Origin of the sequence: Hydrogenimonas thermophila (assembly GCF_900115615.1) — a bacterium.
In the GTDB taxonomy this organism is placed as follows: Bacteria; Campylobacterota; Campylobacteria; order Campylobacterales; family Hydrogenimonadaceae; genus Hydrogenimonas; species Hydrogenimonas thermophila.
The window spans coordinates 1-21,408 of record NZ_FOXB01000027.1; the positions used below are offsets into that span (position 1 = coordinate 1).

Below are 21,408 nucleotides of genomic sequence, written 5' to 3' on the forward strand. Positions count from 1 at the left end.
ATATAATATCGCTGGAAAGGTAGTTACACATGCAAGAAAAATCACTTTAAAGGTTAATGAAGAGTTTGCCAAACTACTTCAAAATATAAGGCACAAAGCTTATGAGATGAGTTTAGAATGACTACTTTAAATCTAAAAATCAGTGCATTTCAAAATATAATAACAATATACTATTGTCAAAAAACAAGGAAATTTCGTAAAAATAGTTCAAAATGTAGTAACTTTGGAGTAAAAATATGTAAGAGATAATTTTGGTGCATATTTAGGCATTTTATTTTTTCAAAAAATGTGTTTTTTAGGGAATATTAGGTGGGTTTTTATTTTATGGATTTATTTGGGTTTTTAATCTAATTTTAGATATTATCTACACCATGATAGTATACGGAAAACAGATATGCAACCATTTGCTGGAACGTCGCCCAGAGTTGGTAAGAGAGATTTACCTAGCTAAAACAATTGATAAAAAAAACTTTGCCTTACTTAAACGTCTTGGAAAACCTGTTATAAAAGTTGATGCAAAAAAAGCACAAGCTATGGCAAAGGGAGGAAATCATCAAGGATGGCTATGTGATGTGCTACCTTACAGATATGCTACCCTTGAAGAGCTTAAAGGAAGTGATTTCCTTGTTGTGCTTGCAGGATTGAGTGATGTAGGAAATATTGGTGCAATTATTCGAAGTGCTTACTCTTTGGGAGCTGACGGTGTAATTGTAGGAGGCATAAAGCAGCTACAGAGTGAATCAGTTGTACGAACCAGCAGTGGTGCAATGTTTGATCTTCCTGTTGCTGTTATACCTAATTTATTAGATTGCCTGAATGAGTTGAAACAGATTGGCTTTACAATTTATGGAGCTGATATGTCTGGTGTCTCTATAGATGATATTTCGTTTAATCAAAGAAGAGTTTTGGTTATGGGAAGTGAAGGAAGTGGTATTCCTGGCAAGATTAAAAAAATGTTGGATGAGAGGGTAACAATTCGTATGGCTAGACCGTTTGATTCGCTGAATGTCAGTGTAGCGGCTGGTATTATTATGTACAGGATGGGATATGCTGGATAGTATAATTGAAAAAAATGGCTTGGATGCAGTTAGTGAAAAAACTAGAATTTCAAAGAAAAACCTAGAAAAACTACAAAAAAAAGAGTTTAGTGACTTTTCAAAACCAAGGGCATTAGGCTTTATCTCAATTCTTGAACGTGAATATAAAGAGGATTTATCTGAACTTAAAGAAGATATAATTAAATGGTTTGAAAATGAGAGTGATAAGCAGACAACTCATATTGCATTTCCCCCTGCAAAAGATGGTAAAAGCATACATTGGATAGTAATTATTCCTCTTATTATGGTATTAGTCTTTGGATTTTATCTTTATCAAAATGAATTTTCAAACACACAAGTAGCTATTGAAAAGAGTTTATCTATAAAAAGTATAGAAAAAATTTATAAAGAACAGAATAATCAAAAAACAGAGAGTTCTAAAGCTATCAAAGAGCCAGAACAAAAACAAGCAGAAGAAAATAGTTCTAATAGAATATTAGATGAAAAAAGGGAAGATACATTAACAGTTGATAAAAATATATCTACATCTATTGAATCTGCTGAAAAAGATGTAAAACCTGTAAATAGTATAAAAAAGAAATCAGATGCAAATACAAGTATAAGTCCATATGTTCCTATTGAAAATATTATTGTATATCCAAATAGAAAGATGTGGATTGGAGTTATAAATTTAAAAAACAGAAAACGTAAATCTAGAGTTATTTCACAAACTTTTAGCATTGAAGCAGATAGTGAAAAGTTAATAATTACAGGTCATGGATTTTTTAGCATAAATGATACTGTTGGAAATAATTTAAAATTTAGTGATCCTGATAAACACTATTTTGTGCTGAAAGATGGTGTTTTAAAAGAGATAGATTCAAAAGAGTTTATGCATCTTAACGGAGGAAAAATTTGGTGATACGTTTTTTTTTCGTATCTATAGCTTTAGTGTTATCTTTAGCAGCTGGAGTATTGGAAGATAGTATAAAATCATTAGTTGATGAGAGTACATATAAAAAGCATCAAAAATTGATACGTATACTATTTGAAGACTCCCAATTTTATATGAGAGGTGGCAGTGTAGATAGTGTTAAAGTAGTAAAAACACTTGAAGAGAATGGACTTTTAAATCTAATATTGCCTGATTCAAAAGTAATTGAACTTAAGTTTGCGTATAGCGGAGAAAATCCTCTATTTTTTGTTAAGTCTATGAATGACACTTTACAAAAGATGGGTATCTCTTTTTTTTTGATTAAAGAAGCAAAATTAGATAAAAATGGATTTTTATGGACAATAAATTTTGAATCCAAAATTGTACCTGATCCAGTTTTATTGGCTAAAAGATTGGCAAAATATAATATATCAATAAATTCATTAGAGCGTCAAGATAGTACACATTGGTTTTATCGTATTGATATGAATAATGCAGTTTTACCTACAAGAGTATTGCAAGCAGGGGAAAACTTTCAGTTGATTCGTCCTATTCGACCAGTGTGGTTTAATGTTTCAAAAATAAAACGTTTGATTTTAAGAGAGAGACCGGGGTCTCACTGGTATGCAGATGTCGTGGTTTATGATAAAATGCTACATATTTTATACATGAAGCAAAACGATACACGGACAAGATATTTGAACCTGAAATTACCGCCTGATGCGGTTTATGTAAAGGTGAGTGATCGTTTTACTCTTGAAAATCTTAAAAGTGGACTTCAAATTACCGCAAAAGGTGAAAAGTAGAGATGTTTGATGAAATAGTATTTGAAAAACTTAACCGTCTTCCAAAGTATGTATTTGCTGAAGTTAATGACCTTAAAATGGCTGCAAGACGTGCAGGAGAGGATGTAATAGATTTTAGTATGGGCAATCCTGATGGACCTCCGTCAGAAAAGATCATTGAAAAACTTATAGAGTCAGCAAAAAAGCCAAAAACTCATGGTTATTCAGCAAGTAAGGGTATTTACAAGTTACGTTTGGCTATTTGTAACTGGTATGAAAGAAGGTATGGTGTTGCACTAGATCCTGAGACAGAAGCTGTTGCTACAATGGGTAGTAAAGAGGGATATGTTCATCTCGTTCAGGCAATTACAAATCCTGGTGATACAGCAATTGTTCCAGATCCTACATATCCTATACATTCATACGCTTTTATGCTTGCCGGTGGCGCAGTACGTAAGATGGAGCTTGTTTTTAATGAACGTTATGAAGTAGATGAAGACCTTTTCTTTACCAATCTTAAAAAAGCTCTCATAGAGTCTGTTCCTCGTCCAAAATATGTAGTTGTCAATTTTCCTCATAACCCAAGTACGGCAACTGTTACACCAGCTTTTTATGAGCGTCTTGTTGATATGGCAAAAAAAGAGAGATTCTACATTATTAGTGATATAGCATATGCAGATATCACTTTTGATGGCTATAAAACACCATCTATTTTAAGTGTTGATGGTGCAAAAGATGTAGCGGTTGAGAGTTTTACACTAAGTAAAAGCTATAATATGGCAGGTTGGCGTGTTGGATTTATTGTAGGAAATCCAAAAATGGTTGGTGCTTTGCAAAAGATTAAAAGCTGGCTTGACTATGGAATGTTTACACCTATTCAGGTAGCTGCGACTATTGCACTTGATGAGCTTGAGGGCGAAGTGGATAACACAATAGAGAAGTATCGAAGACGCAGGGATGTTTTAATCGATGCGTTTGGTAAAGCAGGATGGCATATAGAAAAACCAAGTGCCAGTATGTTTGTTTGGGCAAAACTTCCAAAAGAGGCACTTCATTTAGGCAGTCTTGAATTTTCTAAAAAACTGTTAACTGAAGCCAAAGTAGCTGTAAGTCCAGGAATCGGCTTTGGAGAGTATGGCGATCAATATGTGCGTATTGCATTAATAGAAAATGAGAAAAGAATAAGACAAGCCGCAAGAAATATCAAAAAGTATTTGAGAACTTTAAAAGAGGATGTGTAATGATTAAGATAGGTATTATCGGTGTTGGCACTGTTGGTGAGAGTGTTGCACAGATTCTTGAAGCAAACCGAGACATCATAACTGCACGTGCAGGTAAAGAGATCGTTGTCAAAAAAGGGGTTGTTCGTAACCTATCAAAGCCTAGAAATATCAATATTCCACTTACTACCGATGCAGATGAAGTTTTAGATGATCCTGAGATTGATATTGTTGTTGAGTTGATGGGTGGAGTTGAAGAGCCTTACCGAGTGGTACAGAAAGCTTTACAAAATGGAAAAGCTGTTGTAACTGCGAACAAAGCACTTTTAGCTTATCACAGATATGAGCTTCAAGAGACTGCCGGTGATATTCCTTTTGAGTTTGAAGCAAGTGTTGCAGGTGGAATTCCTATTATTAAATCTCTTCGTGAGGGACTTAGCGCAAATCATATAGAGTCAATTAAAGGTATCATAAACGGTACGGCAAACTACATTTTGACTAAAATGATGAATGAGGGAGTAGATTTTGCTCCTGTACTTAAAGAGGCTCAAGAGCTTGGGTATGCTGAAGCTGATCCTACATTTGATATAGGCGGATTTGATGCAGCGCATAAATTGTTGATTTTGGCTTCTATTGCTTATGGAATTGATGCAAAACCTGAAGATATTTTAATTGAAGGTATTGAACAGATTACTCAAGATGACATAAGTTTTGCAAAAGAGTTTGGCTATACGATTAAACTTCTTGGTATTGCAAAAAAGGTAGGAGAATGTGTAGAGCTTAGAGTTCATCCAGCACTTGTACCTCAAAGCGAAATGATTGCCAAAGTTGATGGTGTAATGAATGGTATAAGTGTAATTGGGGATAAAGTAGGCGAAACAATGTATTATGGTCCTGGAGCAGGTGGTAATGCAACAGCAAGTGCGGTTATCAGTGACATCATAGCAATTGCACGTGGTGGTAAAGCATCTCCTATGCTTGGTTTTAAACGTGCATTGGAAAGTGGTTTAAAACTATTAAATAGAGATGAAATTGTAAGTAAATACTACCTGCGTCTTGAAGTAGCTGACAAGCCTGGCGTCTTGAGCGCTGTTTCTAAAGTTATGGGTGAACAAAATATTTCTATTGAGACAATGTTGCAAAAACCTGGTAAAGACGGTAAAGCAACACTTCTATTGGCTACACATATTTGCAAAGAGTCTGCTATGCAAGAAGCAATAAATAAGTTGCAAACCATAGAAAGTGTAAAAGAGAGACCGGTAATGATCAGAATGGAGAGTTAACATAAGTTGACTCTCCCATTTGCCAAAGATATACTAAAGATTGGCAGTGCTGTAGAATTTTAGTGTTCCAAGTATTTTTTCTTCTATTTTTTTACTATCAAGCAGGCTTTGAAAACGGTTAAAACTATCTTCATCAAAAAGAGTTTTAATGTCATCCATTGTCAATGGGCGTTTTTGAAGTGTAGATAGTATCTCCTCATCACTAAAAGAACCTTTCGCATCTTTTGCTTTATGACGACTAGTTATATGTATTGGTAGTGATGAACTAAATTTTTTAGATATTTCAATAAGTTCTGCATAGCTTAGTGGCTCAATAGGGTAGGCTGGTGGACGATCTACACTCCCTATATCTATGCGATCAGCATCTATATTTGGTAAAACTTGATTAAATGCTTCTATCTCTTTATCTGTTGTATTTATGCCTTTTACCATTAAAATTTCAAGAATCAACTCTTTATTATAGATTGTTCTAAACTCTATTATTCCATCTATTATGGATTGAATAGTGATTGATTTAAGAGGTCTGTCTAGTTTTTTAAAAGCTTCTGGAGTAACACAATCAAGAGAGAGTTTTACTGTATCAAGTTTTGCCAATGTCTTTTGTACTTTTGGATTAGTAATAGTTGAAGAGTTTGTGAGAATCAGCGTTTTGTAGTTGCCTTTAATGGCATCTATTTCATCAATCAACTCATCAAGATATGGGTATAGCGTAGGCTCTCCATTGGCTGTTATAGTTATGACATCTACATCTGGGTACTTTTTTAATGCAGTTTTTAATTCTGAAATAACCATATCTACTGAAGGAGGGTTTTCAATGCTGTTAACTTGTTTTGCAGCAGCTAGTTCGCAGTAGAGGCAGTCATAGTTACACTGTTTCTTTTCAGGACTGAGATCTATTCCCAGTGATTTTCCAAATCGTCTTGAAGGTACTGGTCCAAAAATTGTTTTCATTAATATACTCGCATTTATGTTTTAGTTGGAAAAAGTATCAAAGATTACTTGAAACATACATAAAAAGCTTGAAAAGTTACTTTTTAAAAAACTTTAGTATAAATTCAAATGACATATATTCACTTGCTTTTTTAGAAAATTATTTTATAATTAGGTAAAGTCAAAAAGAGAAAAATCGCTAGAATTACCTATATAAGGCTATTAAAAAATAGAGAGTGAATTTAAATAATCAGGGGGGAGTTTTGAATTATACTGAAGTTGAGAGTGTTTGTACCTACTGTGGTGTTGGGTGCGATATTGTAGCACAGGTAGATGATAATAAAATTCATAAAATAACTGCTGACAAAGATGGTTATGTAAGTCAGGGGAAACTGTGTATCAAGGGTAAATACGGGTTTGACTTTGTTGATTCAAAAGAGCGTATTCGTAAGCCAAGAATTGCCAAACATTTTTTAGAGAAAAATCCACATATTAAAGCCAAAATAGAAGATTCTCTAGAACCATTAGATGAAAACTGGTTTACTACAGATTTGCAAACAGCTGTAAATGCAGCTGCAATGAAGTTGATGGAGATTCGAAAAAGTTATGGAGATGAGAGTTTTTGCGCCATAGGAGGAGCAAGAACAAGTTGTGAAAGTGCATACCTTTTTCAAAAATTTACCAGAGACTCTATGAACTCTCCGCACGTTGACAACTGTGCAAGGGTTTGTCACAGTCCAAGCCTTAAAGGTATGCGTGCTACTATTGGAGAAGGAGCAGCTACAAATCCTTACAATGATATTTACGAAGCTGAGTTTATACTAATTATTGGCTCTAATACTACTGAAGCACATCCAATTGTAGCCAATCGAATTATTGATGTAGCACGTCTTCACGATAATGTTGCTGTTATTGATGTTCGTGAAATTAAAATGATGAAATATGCCAAACATAAAGCAGTAATTCCTCATGAGGCAAATCTTCTTGTTTTAAATATGATGGCATATGTCATTTTAAAAGATGAACTCTATAACAAAAAGTTTGTTGAGAGTCGAACTAAAGGATTTGAAGAGTATAAAGAGAAGATTTTAAATGACCCATATGCCAATCCTGAGTTTTTCAAACAAGTTCCAGGGTATGAGTATTTGGCAACCTTGATCCCAATTATTGCACGAGAGTATGCTCTGAAAAAGTCAATGATATTTTGGGGACTTGGAGTTACAGAGCATATTGATGGAAGTTATGCTGTTATGGCAATTACCCATCTTGCTCTTTTGACAGGCAACATAGGAAAAACAGGTGCTGGGTTAATGCCTCTTCGTGGACAAAACAATGTCCAAGGTGCTTGTGATATGGGGTGTCTGCCCTACTATGAACCTGACTATCAGAAGCCAAAGAAAGTAGGGCTTATGACACCACAGCTTGTGGATGCAATGCTTGAAGGTAAGATCAAAGCACTTCTAAATATGGGAGAAGATATTGCTCATATTCACCCTAACCAAAACAAGATTGACAAAGCACTGAATGAACTAGAGTTTATAATGGTTCAAGAACTCTTTATGACAGAGATTGCAAAGCGTGCAGATATTGTCATAGGTGTTAAGTCAGCTTATGAAAAAGAGGGTGTTTATGTAAATGCAATGCGTCGTTTGCATCTCTCGCAACCAATTGTAAAAAGTGATCTCCCTGATGACTGGGAAGTAATTAAAATGCTTGACAATGCTATGGGTGGCAACTATGACTATAAAACGAGTGAAGATGTCTGGAATGAAGTTAGAGAGGTAGCACACAGAAGATTTAGTGGCGCAAGCTACCTTCGCCTTAAACGCCATAGAAAACGTGGGTTGCAGTGGCCTGTTTATACTGAAGACACTCCTGTTTTACATCTTCTTGACTTCCGTACAGAAGATGGACTGGGTAAGTTTGTCTATCACCAGTATCAATTACGAGGTATGATAGAAGAGTTGATGAATGGTGGTGTAGAGTCAGGTTACTATTTGACAACAGGTCGTACTTTGCCACACTACAATAATGCCGCCCAAACTATTCAAAGTGAAAAACTTAATAATCGTTATGATGAAGATATTTTACTAGTAAGTGAAGTGGATGCAGACCGTTTTCCTAATACTGAGTATGTAATTTTACGCTCTCAATATGGTGAATCTGCACCATTGCGTGTAAAGTTTACAGAAAAGATAAAGCCAAACACTCTTTTTACAACATTCCATCATGCAAAATCTCGTATTAACTATCTTTTTGGTGATGCAAGTGATGAGCTTATTCTTACAGCAGCATTTAAATCTATAAAAGTAGAAGTTCTACCAGCGTGAGTAGAGAAGTTGGCAACCGTGCAGAGAGTTTAGCCTGTAATTGGCTAATAGAGCAAGGTTGCCAAATTTTGGATCGTAATGTTTACTCAAGATTTGGTGAAATAGATATAATTGCCCAAAAAGAGGGTATTTTACACTTTATAGAGGTTAAAAGCGGAACAACTTTTGAACCAATCTACAATATCACCCCTGCAAAAATTGCCAAACTTCTAAGATCAATTCAAGCCTATTTGAAAAAATATAAGTTAGATATACCTTATCAGCTTGATGCACTCATTGTAAAAGGTGATCAGTGTGAGTGGATTGAAAATATTACAATTTAGAAGTTTAAGTAGATTTTAGAAAAAACTCAAAAAGTATAAAGTACACTTTACTTTTATAAGTTTTGAATTGACACAAACTTATCCTACTCTTTATAGAGAGTTTCAAAACTATCTAAAAGCAGGGTGCTATCCTTACTTTCTAACAAGCAAAGATGTAGATAGTACTACAAACAAAAGAAAGATCCCATTATGGTTATTTGGAATGATGAGATAGCAAAATACGACGTTTTAATTTGAGATAACAAAAGATTTTAAAGTTTTACCCGCTATAATCTAAGAACAAAATTTATGAAGGAGATCCTTTATGGGAAAATATGTTGAACTAACAAGCAGTAACTTTGATGAAACAGTTAAAGAGGGTGTAACTCTTGTAGACTTTTGGGCACCTTGGTGTGGACCTTGTCGTATGATTGCTCCTGTTATTGAAGAGTTGGCTGCTGAGTATGAAGGAAAAGCAACAATTGCTAAAGTTAACACTGATGAGGAGCAAGACCTTGCAGTTAAATTTGGTATTCGCTCTATTCCAAGCATTCTTTTCTTCAAAGATGGACAGGTTGTAGATCAAATGGTTGGTGCTGCTTCAAAGCAGGCATTTGCTGAAAAACTTGACTCTTTAATTGGCTAAAATTAACCAATATGCATAAACAGAGGAGAAAATCTCTTTTCTCCTTATCTTATGTATTTGCGTCGTTTTTCGGCGCAGCTATGATTGCAATCGCTTTTGCTTACTTCAATTACAAATATTCCCAGTATAAATTTATCAATTTCAAAGAGACGATACTCTATACTAAGTCCCAGATATTCGTGCCTAAAAAAGAACGCTATATTGTTGTAATATATAGTTCACATATGGGTAGTATAGAGAAAAATTTAGCAAATTTAAAGCAAAAAAATAGTCTACTCGTAATCGATCTGTATCAGCAGCGTAGAGAAAGTACTCCAAATGTAATATATGCAACAGCTGGAACAAATACACTGCTAAAAATTATTCATAGATTTCATATTCGTGAAGTTCCAAGTTACTTCATGATTAAAAAGCAGAATGAAAATGGGCTTTATAAACAAGATAGTCAAATTTATCTTTTAGACTAGAAGGGGAGAAATATGCTGGATTTGGCGATTATAGGAGGCGGTCCTGCTGGTTTGACAGCTGGATTGTATGCAACCCGTGGTGGACTTGAAAATGTTGTAATGTATGAAAAAGGTATGCCAGGAGGAGCCATAACACAAAGTAGTGAAGTTGAGAACTATCCTGGCATTACAGAAGTAGTCACTGGAATGGAATTAATGCAGGATTGGCCTAAGCAGTGTATGCGTTTCGGTCTCAAGCATGAGATGGCAGAAGTTACACGCATAAGTCGTCCTGACGGTTTAATTTTTAAGATAGAACTTAGTGATGGAAAAGTTGAAGAGGCAAAAAGTGTAATTGTTTGTACGGGAAGTACTCCTAGAAGAGCAGGCTTTAAAGGTGAAGATGAGTTTTTTGGTCGTGGAGTGAGTACTTGTGCAACGTGTGACGGCTTTTTTTATAAAGGTAAAGAGGTTGCAGTCATAGGTGGAGGAGATACTGCACTTGAAGAGGCGCTATATTTGGCAAATATCTGCTCAAAAGTATATCTTGTTCATCGCAGAGATGAATTTAGAGCAGCTCCTTCAACAGTAAAGCGTGTAAATGAGAATGAAAAGATTGAATTGGTACTTAATGCCGTTCCTGATGAGGTTTACGGCGATGCTATGGGAGTTAACGGACTTAAAGTAAAGAAAAATAGTGGTGAAACTATTGATTTGCCAGTGCCAGGTGTTTTTGTTTTTGTTGGGAATAATGTTAATAATGGAGTTTTAAAACAAGAGGATGGCTCTTTTTTGTGTGAAATAAATGAGCGGGGTGAAGTAATAGTAGATTTAACTATGAAAACAAGTGAAAAAGGGCTTTTTGCTGCGGGTGATATTCGAGTAATGGCTGCAAAGCAGGTTGTCTGTGCTGCCGGTGATGGTGCTACAGCCGCTATCGGTGCAATAGAGTATGTTGAACATCTTAAACGGGAGAATATATGTTAAAAGTTGGAGTCTATGGAGCCAATGGACGTGTTGGTCAGTTGCTGGTAAAAAATTTGACAGAAGATTCAGAAACACAGGTTGCTGCATTATGTGAAAGAGATAAAATTGATTATCATGCACCTGAAGGTTCATTAGTAACAAATGATGCCAAAATCTTTCTAGATAGTTGTGAAGCTGCAATAGACTTTACAGTACCTGAAGCTACTGAAGCACTTTTAAAAGCAGCGCTAAAGCGACCTAGACCTTTAGTCATAGGAACTACAGGGCTAAATGATGCTCAAAGAGCACTTCTTGAAGAGGCAAGTGAAATTATGCCTATTCTTTACGCAACAAATATGTCAGCTGGAATTGCTCTTTTGAAAAAATTGGTACAAATGACAGCAGAAAAACTTGGTGATTTTGATATTGAGATAGTTGAACAGCATCATAGATATAAAAAAGATGCTCCAAGCGGTACTGCACTTACGCTTGCAGAGTTTGCTGCTAAAGGAAGAGGGCTCGACCTTGAAAAGGTACGTGTCAGTGGTCGTGATGGCATAACAGGTGAGCGTAGCAAAGATGAGATTGGCGTAATGGCAATCCGTGGTGGAGATGTTGTAGGTCGCCATACTGTTGGTTTTTATAATGATGGTGAGTTTATTGAATTAAATCATACTGCTACCAGCAGAGAGACTTTCTCTAAAGGTGCAGTGCGTGCCTGTAAATGGTTGGTAAATCAGCCTGCAGGTCTTTATGATATCAGTGATTGTCTGGGATTGTAATAATGGAAAGAGCATTAAATGAAAAGTGTGCTGTAGTTGGTGTTTTTAATGTTAAAGGTGCGGCTCAGATCGCCTATTTTGGACTTTTTGCACTTCAGCACAGAGGTCAAGAAGCAGCCGGAATTTGTTCTAACAAAGATGGAAAATTTCATCTTATAAAAGATCGTGGGCTTGTTACACGTGTTTTTAGTGAAAAGAAGATTAAAAAATTAAAAGGTGATATGGCAATAGGTCATACAAGGTACTCTACTGCCGGAGATGACTCAATTCTTGATGCCCAACCTGTTTATGCACGTTATGATTTAGGTGAAATAGCCATTGTTCATAACGGTAATCTTACAAATGCAAAAGAGGTTAGAGATCAATTGATCAAACGTGGAGCTATTTTCCAGACATTTATGGATACGGAAAATATGATCCACTTAATAGCTAAAAGTGAAAAAGAGCGTTTACTTGATAGAATTACAGATGCTCTTCATAAAGTTGAGGGGGCTTACTCTTTTGTAATTCAAAGCCGTAATAAAATGTATGCGGTACGTGATAGATTTGGATTTAGACCTTTAAGTCTTGCTAGGCTTGGTGATGGATATATGGTTGCAAGTGAAACTTGTGCTTTTGATCTTGTAGGCGCTGAGTTTATTAGAGATATTCAACCTGGTGAAATGGTTATATTTGAAAAGGGTAAAGCACCAAGGTCTATTCAGGTATTTGAACCAAATCCTCATAAGTGTATTTTTGAGTATATCTATTTTGCTCGTCCTGACAGTGTGGTTTATGGTAAAAATGTTTACTCTTTGCGTAAGAAAATGGGGCAAGAGCTTGCAAAAGAGCTTCCTGTAGAGGCAGATATGGTTGTACCTGTACCAGACAGTGGTGTTGCAGCTGCGCTTGGTTACTCGCAAGAGAGTGGCATTCCATTTGAGCTTGGGATTATGAGAAACCACTATGTAGGTAGAACATTTATTGAACCTACACAGGAGCTTAGAAATTTAAAAGTAAAGATGAAACTAAGCCCAATTCGTGAAGTTATCGAAGGTAAAAAACTTATTGTTATTGATGACTCTATTGTACGAGGTACAACTAGTAAGCAGATAGTATCAATGCTTAAAGAGGCAGGTGCTGCTGAAGTTCATATGCGTATATCTTCTCCTCCTACAACAGATCCTTGCTATTATGGTGTAGATACACCTGAAAAAGAGAAATTAATTAGTGCACGTATGACAACAGAAGAGATTTGCGACTATATTGGGGCTGATTCATTAGCATATATCTCAATTGATGGATTAATGCGTGCTGTAGGTGATGATAAAAACTACTGTAAAGCTTGTTTTGACGGAAATTATGTAGTGTAAGTTGAAAGTTACAAATTAAAAGTTAAAAGTTTTGGAAATGCTTGATTTTTTTGTTATATATACAATACAAAATTTCAAAGCATTTTGTAAAACTTTTAACGATGTAACTTTTAACTAAAAAGGGGGAGTGTGAAAAAAGTATTTACTATTGGACGCTATTTTCGCAAGAAATTTGGCGAAGATGTTTATAAAGTACCTCTTAATATTCAGGGATTTACATGTCCAAATATAGACGGTACTGTCGCTAAAGGAGGGTGTACTTTTTGCTTAAATGAATCATTCAGTCCAAATCTTGCCAAGCCATCAAAAAAATTTTATCTTAATCCTAAAAGCAATGAAAACCCTCTGCTAGAAAAACAGTTAGAGCAGGTACGCATTCAGTATAGTGCTACATCAAAGAGATTAGCAGGAAAGTATGGTGTCAAAAAATTTTTAGCTTATTTTCAATCTTTTACAAACACTTATGCTCCAATAGATACATTAAAAGCACTCTATGAAGAGGCACTAAGACAACCTGGATGTATAGGTCTTAGCATTGGTACTCGAAGTGACAGTGTAACTGATGAGGTTTTAGACTATTTGGTTGAGCTTTCACAAAAGTATGAGATATGGATCGAGTATGGAATCCAATCTATTTATGATGAAACACTTGAAAAAATAAATCGTGGACACGACAGTGAAAATGTAAAGAGATGGATAGAACGCAGTAAATCAAAAGGTCTTAATGTTTGTGGGCATGTTATATTTGGATTGCCTGACGAGAATGAGAAAATGATGCTTGATACAGTCAGAGAATCTATTAAATGGGGAATAGATTCAATCAAAATACACCCTCTTTATGTAGTTAAAAATACAGCTCTTGCAGTTGATTATATCAAGGGAAAATTTGAACCTATAGATGAAGATACGTATATCAAACTACTAGTAGAGTCAATTAAAATGTTGCCTTCAAATATAAGTATACAACGAGTAACAGCTGGAATAGGTGATGATTCTCTATTGGCTCCTGAATGGTGTCGAAATAAGCATAAGCAGATGAAGCATATTAGAGCTGCTTTAAAAGATGAAGGATATATCTATTAAAACTGTCACTTTTATTAGTGACAGTTTAGTTTATATATCAATTTTGATTTTGTAAAATATGGCGGAAACTTCATTCTAACAGTGAAATACCTTATTTCACGTGGTTTTAAATTTTTTGCTACTACAAACTCTTCTAATATTGTATTTTTTCTCTCTTTTTTCTTCTCTTTTGGTTTAAAAAACTCAAGTCCAGATGGAGTAAAAATTTGTCCTTGACCAAGGCTTGATGCACTTACTGGGTTATTGATCATTTTAATTGTTAGTTTGCATTGACCAATTTTAAATTTTCCAACATTAGCAACTTTTCCTTTAAATACAATCTCTTCTGTTCTAAGGAGTCTATGACTTTCGATTGATAAAAGTTTAGCCTTTTTAGTATATTTATCAAGCACAAATATGGTAAAAACCGCTGCTGTAGATGTTACTAAAAAAGATGCAAATACCATAGACCAAAAGACATTACGTCGTTTCTCTTTTTTTGAAAGAAAAACTAATAGAATAAAAAGTCCTATGAAAAATAGTAAAGATAGCCAGTGAAGTATAGTCATATATGTCATGGATAGCACCTTGGTTGAACTGTAAGATTAAAATCTTTTATTTTAAATGAATCGACTATTATTTTAAATTGTTTAGTCTCTTTCTTCTCTAGTGTTGTATTCATATCCCATACAAAAGTATGTAATGGTTTCAAAGTATTTGTTACTTTTTTCATTATATTATTATTAGATGGTTTTGTAAATAAAAGAGCAATATCACATTTTTTAAAAGGAAGACGGCTACTATTTGTTATAGTACCTGTAACTATTACTGAATTACTGTATTTTAATGCTTTAACTTTATTTATAGTTATATCAGCTTTTCTCAAGTAGTTGTCAAGTACCAACTTTGTTCCGACTGGACCAAAAAATAGTAGTAAAATTGAGAGAAATAAAATAAAATACTGTAAGCTATGCCTTTTTATAAAAGCTGCTAAAACAAGCAGTAAAACAGCTAAAAATATGACCCAGCCAATAGCAACTATGTCATATTTTGTTAGTGAATGAAATACATAGAAGAGATAACTTCTAATAAATTCAGCCATCATTTCTGCTGTTTTTCTCTTCTATTCCACTTATTCCAAATCTGCGTGCAAGTTCTTGCTTTATACGATCTGGTGAGATCTCTTTTTTCCCTAAAGCAACTAAAACATGGTAAGTTAAGTCAGCACATTCATAGATGATCTCTTCTTCATTATCATCTTTCACAGCAAAACAGAGTTCACCAGCTTCTTCAACAATCTTTTTGAGCATACTATTCTCTTTACCTTGTAAAAGCTTTGCGGTATAAGATTTCTTTGGATCACTGTTTTTACGTTCTAAAATTGTATGGTAAAGTGTGTCTATAACTCCATAAAGTGCTGTAGTATCTACTTCAGCATCTCCAACTGTTTCACCTTTTTTAATATCTGTAAAGAAACAGCTTTTTCTGCCAGTGTGACAGGCGACACCTTTCTGGTTTACCAGTAAAAGAATAGTGTCACCATCACAGTCAAGCATCATTTGCACGATCTCCTGGGTATGACCGCTGCTTTCACCCTTTTTCCATAACCGCTTTCGGCTTCTTGAATAGTAGTGTGCATATCCAGTATCTTTACTCTTTTCATAAGCTTCTTTATTCATGTAGGCAAGCATAAGTACCTCTTTAGTAGAGGCATCCTGCACAATGGCAGGAATAAGCGGAGTTTTTTCCCAGTCGATAGCTATCATCTTAATTTCCTACTGAAGAGCTTCTCTGCTTATCTTTGCTGTCAAGCCAAATATTTGGCACCGCACCACCAGGTGTTAAGAATATTTTTGCATCTTTGTTTGTTTTAAGTGCTTCGTTAAATTTACCCTGTACTTGGATCTGTTTAAGCACCAATAGCTTTTCAGATAGTGAATCGCTTATAAGTTTGTTAGCTTTAGCTTGTGCTTCAGCCTCTATACGGATTTTATCTGCTTGACCCTGTGCTTCAATCTTTTTAGCTTCAGCAGTACCTCTTGCAAGTGCCGCTTTCTTTTCAGCCTCTTGTTTTGCTCTTAAAACCTCATATTTGACACGTTCAGCTTCCTGTTTTGCAATCTGTACACGCTCGATCTGATCTTTGATTTTTGGAGGTAGAAGAATAGATCTTAGTTGAACAGCAACAAGCTCTACAGGAACAGCTTCTAGCTTATCAATTCCTTTTGCAATTTCTGTTTGAATTTTAATAGCAATCTCATTACGCTTAACCGGTAGCTCCTCAGCTTTAAATTGACCTATGACATTACGTACAACATCGCGTACTACAGGGTTTATGATCTTCTCTTCCCAGTTTAATCCCCACTCTGCAACAGTTTGAGGTGCACGCAAAGGGTTCAACCTATATTGAACAGTTAGCTCAATGGTTACTGGTAAACCTCTAGCATCAAGTACCTCTATAGCAGGTTTAATTAGTACACCGCCACGTCTGTCAAAGTCACCTTCACCGGCAAGTGCTTTGTAGTTTACAATACGAACCTTTGTATCAACTACAATTACATCCTGAATGGCAGGAATAAATAGATGAAACCCCGGTTGTAATGGCTCACTGTTAAACTTACCTGCTGTTTTTAAAATTCCAACTTCACCGGAGTTAATAATAACAAATGGTTTGAAAAATATTAGCAATGCAGCAATAACTATAAGTACATAAATTACTGTTGCCTTTTTGCTAAAATCCTGAATAAACTGTGGAGGTTTTGGTGGTTGTTTGTCACCTCCCCCAACACCTCTGTTTTTATTGAAGTAATCATTCATGTCTGCTGGCATGATCAGTTCCTTTTAGATATATGTCAAATAGTGTTCAAAATCTTTGTTGCGTCCATAGACAACATCAAAATATTCTTTTTGTAAATGTTCCGTAACCGGTCCTCGTTTTCCTTCACCAATAATTCGTGCGTCAACTTCACGAACAGGAGTAACTTCTGCCGCCGTTCCAGTAAAGAATGCTTCATCAGCAATATAGACTTCATCTCGTGTAATGCGTCTATGTTCTACAGTGTATCCAAGTTTTTGTGCCAACTCAATGACAGTTGCTTGAGTGATTGACTCAAGAGAGTTGTCATTTGGTGGAGTGATTATTTTACCATCACGTACTATAAAGAAACACTCACCACTTCCTTCAGCAATAAACCCTTCATCGTCTAAAAGTAAAGCCTCTTCATACCCTGATTCTAAAGCTTCAAACTTAGCCATTTGGCTGTTTAGATAGTTTGCTACAGCTTTAGCCTTACCCATAGTTGATTTTACAGAGTTTCTTGCAAATGAAGAGATTTTAACTCGAATTCCGTTTTCTAATCCATCATCACCAAGATAGCTACCCCACTCCCATGCTGCTATAGCTACCTCTACAGGCGCTTTTACATGGTACAAGCCCATAATACCATAGCCAAGATATATTAAAGGACGTATATAAACATTACTTTCAAAACTATTTTTTTGTAAAAGCTCTATCTGTGCATTTTCTAACTCTTCAAGAGTATAAGGAGATTTGATCATTGTAATCTTTGCAGAGTTTAAGAGACGTTTAGTGTGATCACGTAAACGAAAAATCGCTAAACCTTTGTCAGTTTTGTATGCACGTGTTCCTTCAAATACGCCGTTACCGTAGTGCAGTGTGTGTGTAAGGACATGGACATTTGCCTCATCCCATGGAATTAATTTGCCGTTCATCCAGATGGTATCAGCTTTTTTCATTATTTTTGCTCCAAGATATATGTATTTAATTTAAAAGTTGTTGATTTTATCTTATAATAAATTAAAAGCAGATATAGGAGAAAATAAAGTATGATAGAAGCAAAAGTTTTTATGGGTTCAAAAGAGATTGAAAAGCTTGAAACTGGTGAAAGAAGATCACCTTATAGTGGAGATGTGGTTTCTACTTTTCCTATATGTAGTGCAGAAGATGCAAAGAAGGCTCTAAATGTAGCAAAAGATGCATTTGAAAATAGTAAAAAATCACCTCTTTCACAAAGAATAGCTTGGCTTAGAGATGTTGCAAAGCGATTGAAAGAGCAAAAAGAGTTGTTTGCTAAAACAATTACAGATGAGATAGGTAAACCGTTAATGTTTAGTCGTGTAGAGGTTGATAGATGTGTAGAGACAATTGAGTTGACTGCTGATGCATTAACACATTTAAGAGGTGAAACAATTCCAACAGATGCAACTTTCAGTGGAAAAAAATCTACTGCCTTTTGGCGACGTGTTCCAGCAGGTGTAGTAGTAGCTATTACCCCTTTTAACTTTCCTCTAAATCTAGCGGCTCACAAATTGGCACCGGCTTTGGGTGCAGGGTGTAGTGTTGTTCTTAAGCCAACTCCTGAAGCTCCGGCAGTCGGATACCTCTTTGCCAAGCTTTTCATAGAGAGTGAGTATGCAGTAGAGAATGCTTTGAGTGTTGTTTATGGTGATGCTGAAGTAGGGAGTGCGCTTGTAACCAGTGATATTCCTCGTGCCATCAGCTTCACAGGAAGCGTACCTGTAGGTAACATCATCACTAAAAGTGCAGGTATCAAAAAGGTTAGTCTTGAACTTGGAGGAAATGCAGCAACATTTGTTGAAAAGAGTGCTGACATCTCTCATGCTGCTGCACGTTGTGCTTTTGGAGCGTTTGTTAACTCTGGTCAAGTTTGTATCTCTTTACAGCGTATCTATGTTGATGCAGATATTTATGACGAATTTGCAGAAGCAATCGCTAAAGAGACTAAAAAGCTTAAAGTTGGAAGCCCATATGATGACGATACATTTATGGGACCACTCATTAATGAAGAGGCTAAAGATCGTGCTATGAGTTGGGTTGAGAGTGCTAAAAAAGAGGGTGCAAGAGCCATTGCCGGAGGTGAACTAGTAGATGGAATTTTTGCTCCTACAGTAATGGCTGATGTACGTGATGATATGCAGATCGTTTGTGAAGAGGTATTTGCTCCAATTGTAAGCCTTGTAAAAGTGGAGAGTTTTGATGAAGCAGTTAAAAAGATGAATGACTCTCCATATGGATTGCAATTCTCTATCTTTACAAATGATCTAAAAATTATGCAACAAGCACTTGATCAATTTGAGTGTGGTGGAATTGTTGTTAATGATGTTCCAACTGTAAGATTTGACATTCAGCCATATGGCGGTATGAAACTAAGCGGAGTAGGAAGAGAAGGACCTGAGTTTGCACTAGAAGAGTTCACAGAAATTCAGTCAGTGGTGATTTTTTAAGAGTTGAGAAGAGAGATGAAACAAAATAAGAAAGTTGCTGTAAGTGCTTGTCTTGCAGGGCATAATTGCCGTTATAATGCAGAGCTTAAAGGTAATCCTGAAGTAATGCAAAAGTTAAAAGAGGAGGATTGTGAAATCATCCTCTTCTGCCCTGAAGACACCTGTTTTGGTACTCCTCGTGAAGCAATGGATTTAACTCAAACAGATGAAGGCATAAAAGCTTTAACCAAATTTTCAAAAGAGGATAGAACTGAACCTATTGCTGATTATGCTATAAACTTTTTTAATCAAAATCCAGATATTGATCTATTCATAGGAAAAGCCAGAAGTCCAAGTTGCGGTGTCTGCACCGCACGGGTTTATGATGAAGAGGGAAATCTGCTAAGTGATAAAGAGGCAGGCATAATGGCTGCCGAAGCAAAAGCACAAGGACTAAAAACTATAGATGATGAAAAATATATTGATATAAAGTGAAATTTAACAACTATCCTGTAGAATAAACAAAAATTAGTGCAGGATAGTTAATGCTACACATAACAGCACGTACTTCAACTAAAAACCTCCTGATCCAAAAAAGTATGTCAAAACTTTTTCAATCTTTCCTCTATTCTCATCTGCCTGAAAAAGAGCATCAAGGGTATGAATCTTCTACGGGAAAACTTTTTAAATCAGTTAACTTTCGAATTTTCTATTTTGATGATCGTTTTGAGATAGATTTTACTGCACTCGATAAGTCGTATGAACAGATGATTGCCATCGAGATTTTAAAAAATGGGTTAAAGTTGGGTGAGATCTATTTTGCTGAAACTACTGTTGGGTTTGTTGATCGTCAACTAGGTGAAGATGTGACAAAGATGGTAGTGCGTGGAGATGTTTGTGCTGCGATAAAAAACCGTGTAACGGGTAAGAAGATATTTCTTGAACCAGGTGATAGTCGTCATACAGAGATTATTACCAACCACACATTGCAAAAGTTTGAAGCACTGTTAGGAAAGCCCTACACAAAAGAGCTTCTCATAGAGCCACTTTGGCAGAGTTTGAAACCTCGAACCTTTTGGTATGAAAAGACCCCTTACATCGCATGGTTTGCCAAATATAAGATTCAAGCCGATTCACAAATGCTGAATTTACTGCTTGATACGGGGCTTGGTGGAGATAGTATGAAAAACTTGGGGTTTTTGGAAGTGGTGAAGTGAGTTTAGATAGTGTATCTATACTCTGGACAGCATCACCATTGATGGTGAGAGGCAATCCCTACTTTACTTCGGGTGAATCCAGAGCCTATTTGTATGTTATTATAGCAAGTTTTTTTTAAAAGGCAAAAAGTAAAATGGAAAGTTTCGAAAAAATTATTAATTTAATTGCAAAACCTCGATTAGAGCGTTATTGTCCTTCTACCAATACTGCGTTTACTCTTGAATGTTTAAGTAGGTACATTTTAAATATTAAACGGGCTGAGACTTTTTATTTTGCATTGCATATGCTTGAAGTCTCTTTACGAAATGCCATATATAATAGCTTTCAAAAACATTTTGAAATACCTTTTTTCTATCTTCATGAAGTTGATTCACGACAACACTATTATAAAAGAAAAGAGTTTCATTCTCGTGAATGTTGGAAAATGATTTGTGGTGCAAAACATCATTTAGAAAAAAGAGGTGAAAGTACACATGATGGTAAATTAATTGCAGAGTTGAATTTTGGATTTTGGACAAAACTTTTTTTAGATAATCATCGTAAATATACAGAAATGTGGCGAGTAATTTTTGATGATGTATTTCCTAATAAACAATATAGTGGTGGTATAGATCAAGTTAAAAATAAAGTTGGTTTACAAATTGATGAAATTCGGAAAATAAGAAATCGTATTTTTCATTATGAACCTATTTTAGACTTTGACATAAATTTAATACATCAAAAAATTTTTGAAATTGTTCAATGGATAGATATAGATCTTTATCGCCTTTTAGAAACTTTTAATAGCTATAAAGAGTTTTCTTTAAGTGAAAGAGAGATTATAGATATTTTAACGAGACTTTATGGAAGGGAAAAATGATGAGGCAAAGGC

23 protein-coding genes are annotated in these 21,408 nt (G+C 35.4%); 17 read left to right on the top strand and 6 right to left on the bottom strand.

The features are described from left to right. Positions 1 to 371 precede the first annotated feature (371 nt). Genes rlmB through BM227_RS08520 form a run of 5 tightly spaced genes read left to right on the top strand, consistent with a single transcriptional unit; the run spans position 372 to position 5,259 of the window. Positions 372 to 1,058 carry a 23S rRNA (guanosine(2251)-2'-O)-methyltransferase RlmB gene (gene rlmB, locus BM227_RS08500; RefSeq protein ID WP_092912977.1) on the top strand — a complete coding sequence of 229 codons (687 nt, stop codon included), beginning with the start codon at positions 372 to 374 and terminating at the stop codon, positions 1,056 to 1,058. Then, the gene (locus BM227_RS08505; RefSeq protein ID WP_092912979.1) at positions 1,048 to 1,959 is read left to right on the top strand and encodes a hypothetical protein; all 912 of its coding nucleotides are present in this window, start codon (positions 1,048 to 1,050) and stop codon (positions 1,957 to 1,959) included. Before rlmB ends, BM227_RS08505 begins: the two co-directional genes overlap by 11 nt. Continuing rightward, positions 1,956 to 2,777 carry a hypothetical protein gene (locus BM227_RS08510; protein WP_092912981.1) on the top strand — a complete coding sequence of 274 codons (822 nt, stop codon included), beginning with the start codon at positions 1,956 to 1,958 and terminating at the stop codon, positions 2,775 to 2,777. Before BM227_RS08505 ends, BM227_RS08510 begins: the two co-directional genes overlap by 4 nt. Positions 2,778 to 2,779: 2 nt before the next feature. Beyond that, positions 2,780 to 3,997: an LL-diaminopimelate aminotransferase gene (locus BM227_RS08515; protein WP_092912983.1), complete on the top strand. Its 1,218-nt coding sequence runs from the start codon at positions 2,780 to 2,782 to the stop codon at positions 3,995 to 3,997. Next, on the top strand, positions 3,997 to 5,259 hold the full coding sequence (locus BM227_RS08520; protein WP_092912985.1) for a homoserine dehydrogenase: 1,263 nt from the start codon (positions 3,997 to 3,999) through the stop codon (positions 5,257 to 5,259). The genes BM227_RS08515 and BM227_RS08520 overlap by 1 nt, the downstream gene beginning before the upstream one ends. A 33-nt stretch (positions 5,260 to 5,292) precedes the next feature. Here BM227_RS08520 and BM227_RS08525 read toward each other — a convergent pair whose 3' ends face one another. Further along, a complete protein-coding gene (locus BM227_RS08525) occupies positions 5,293 to 6,210 on the bottom strand; it encodes a radical SAM protein (RefSeq protein ID WP_092912987.1) in 918 nt (305 codons plus the stop codon). A 242-nt stretch (positions 6,211 to 6,452) separates the two neighbouring features. Here BM227_RS08525 and BM227_RS08530 point away from each other — a divergent pair, with 242 nt between their 5' ends. The 8 genes from BM227_RS08530 to mnmL all read left to right on the top strand — a co-directional run bounded on the left by BM227_RS08530 (position 6,453) and on the right by mnmL (position 14,096). Further along, the gene (locus tag BM227_RS08530; protein WP_092912989.1) at positions 6,453 to 8,519 is read left to right on the top strand and encodes a molybdopterin oxidoreductase family protein; all 2,067 of its coding nucleotides are present in this window, start codon (positions 6,453 to 6,455) and stop codon (positions 8,517 to 8,519) included. Beyond that, the gene (locus BM227_RS08535) at positions 8,516 to 8,842 is read left to right on the top strand and encodes a YraN family protein (RefSeq protein WP_092912991.1); all 327 of its coding nucleotides are present in this window, start codon (positions 8,516 to 8,518) and stop codon (positions 8,840 to 8,842) included. The genes BM227_RS08530 and BM227_RS08535 overlap by 4 nt, the downstream gene beginning before the upstream one ends. A gap of 304 nt (positions 8,843 to 9,146) precedes the next feature. After that, entirely contained in the window at positions 9,147 to 9,467 is a 321-nt protein-coding gene (gene trxA, locus BM227_RS08540; RefSeq protein WP_092912993.1) for a thioredoxin, read from the top strand. 80 nt (positions 9,468 to 9,547) lie between these two features. Next, positions 9,548 to 9,934 carry a hypothetical protein gene (locus tag BM227_RS08545; protein WP_245757047.1) on the top strand — a complete coding sequence of 129 codons (387 nt, stop codon included), beginning with the start codon at positions 9,548 to 9,550 and terminating at the stop codon, positions 9,932 to 9,934. A gap of 12 nt (positions 9,935 to 9,946) precedes the next feature. Further along, positions 9,947 to 10,900, top strand: coding sequence for a thioredoxin-disulfide reductase (trxB, locus tag BM227_RS08550; protein ID WP_092912997.1), 954 nt, complete (start codon positions 9,947 to 9,949; stop codon positions 10,898 to 10,900). Then, entirely contained in the window at positions 10,894 to 11,661 is a 768-nt protein-coding gene (gene dapB / locus BM227_RS08555) for a 4-hydroxy-tetrahydrodipicolinate reductase (protein WP_092912999.1), read from the top strand. The genes trxB and dapB overlap by 7 nt, the downstream gene beginning before the upstream one ends. A 2-nt stretch (positions 11,662 to 11,663) precedes the next feature. After that, positions 11,664 to 13,013 carry an amidophosphoribosyltransferase gene (purF, locus tag BM227_RS08560; RefSeq protein WP_092913001.1) on the top strand — a complete coding sequence of 450 codons (1,350 nt, stop codon included), beginning with the start codon at positions 11,664 to 11,666 and terminating at the stop codon, positions 13,011 to 13,013. Between the two features lie 129 nt (positions 13,014 to 13,142). Beyond that, positions 13,143 to 14,096: a tRNA modification radical SAM protein MnmL/YtqA gene (gene mnmL / locus BM227_RS08565; protein ID WP_092913003.1), complete on the top strand. Its 954-nt coding sequence runs from the start codon at positions 13,143 to 13,145 to the stop codon at positions 14,094 to 14,096. Positions 14,097 to 14,110: 14 nt separating this feature from the next. Here mnmL and BM227_RS08570 read toward each other — a convergent pair whose 3' ends face one another. Genes BM227_RS08570 through BM227_RS08590 form a run of 5 tightly spaced genes read right to left on the bottom strand, consistent with a single transcriptional unit; the run spans position 14,111 to position 17,831 of the window. After that, on the bottom strand, positions 14,111 to 14,653 hold the full coding sequence (locus tag BM227_RS08570; RefSeq protein ID WP_092913005.1) for a DUF2393 family protein: 543 nt from the start codon (positions 14,651 to 14,653) through the stop codon (positions 14,111 to 14,113). Further along, positions 14,650 to 15,177 carry a DUF2393 family protein gene (locus BM227_RS08575; protein WP_177202024.1) on the bottom strand — a complete coding sequence of 176 codons (528 nt, stop codon included), beginning with the start codon at positions 15,175 to 15,177 and terminating at the stop codon, positions 14,650 to 14,652. Before BM227_RS08575 ends, BM227_RS08570 begins: the two co-directional genes overlap by 4 nt. Then, positions 15,170 to 15,841, bottom strand: coding sequence for a bifunctional phosphoribosyl-AMP cyclohydrolase/phosphoribosyl-ATP diphosphatase HisIE (gene hisIE / locus BM227_RS08580; RefSeq protein ID WP_092913009.1), 672 nt, complete (start codon positions 15,839 to 15,841; stop codon positions 15,170 to 15,172). The genes BM227_RS08575 and hisIE overlap by 8 nt, the downstream gene beginning before the upstream one ends. A gap of 1 nt (position 15,842) precedes the next feature. Then, positions 15,843 to 16,904, bottom strand: coding sequence for a prohibitin family protein (locus BM227_RS08585; protein ID WP_092913011.1), 1,062 nt, complete (start codon positions 16,902 to 16,904; stop codon positions 15,843 to 15,845). 12 nt (positions 16,905 to 16,916) lie between these two features. Beyond that, positions 16,917 to 17,831: a branched-chain amino acid transaminase gene (locus BM227_RS08590; RefSeq protein WP_092913013.1), complete on the bottom strand. Its 915-nt coding sequence runs from the start codon at positions 17,829 to 17,831 to the stop codon at positions 16,917 to 16,919. A 90-nt stretch (positions 17,832 to 17,921) separates the two neighbouring features. Between BM227_RS08590 and BM227_RS08595 the strand changes: the two genes are divergently transcribed. From BM227_RS08595 to BM227_RS08610, 4 genes are all read left to right on the top strand, one after another. Further along, positions 17,922 to 19,340, top strand: a complete 1,419-nt coding sequence (locus tag BM227_RS08595) for an aldehyde dehydrogenase family protein (protein ID WP_177202025.1) — start codon at positions 17,922 to 17,924, stop codon at positions 19,338 to 19,340. A 15-nt stretch (positions 19,341 to 19,355) separates the two neighbouring features. After that, positions 19,356 to 19,814: a 2-thiouracil desulfurase family protein gene (locus BM227_RS08600; RefSeq protein ID WP_092913015.1), complete on the top strand. Its 459-nt coding sequence runs from the start codon at positions 19,356 to 19,358 to the stop codon at positions 19,812 to 19,814. Between the two features lie 50 nt (positions 19,815 to 19,864). Continuing rightward, a complete protein-coding gene (locus BM227_RS08605) occupies positions 19,865 to 20,536 on the top strand; it encodes a CRISPR-associated endoribonuclease Cas6 (RefSeq protein WP_092913017.1) in 672 nt (223 codons plus the stop codon). A 134-nt stretch (positions 20,537 to 20,670) separates the two neighbouring features. Further along, on the top strand, positions 20,671 to 21,396 hold the full coding sequence (locus BM227_RS08610) for a hypothetical protein (RefSeq protein WP_092913019.1): 726 nt from the start codon (positions 20,671 to 20,673) through the stop codon (positions 21,394 to 21,396). Positions 21,397 to 21,408 lie beyond the last annotated feature (12 nt).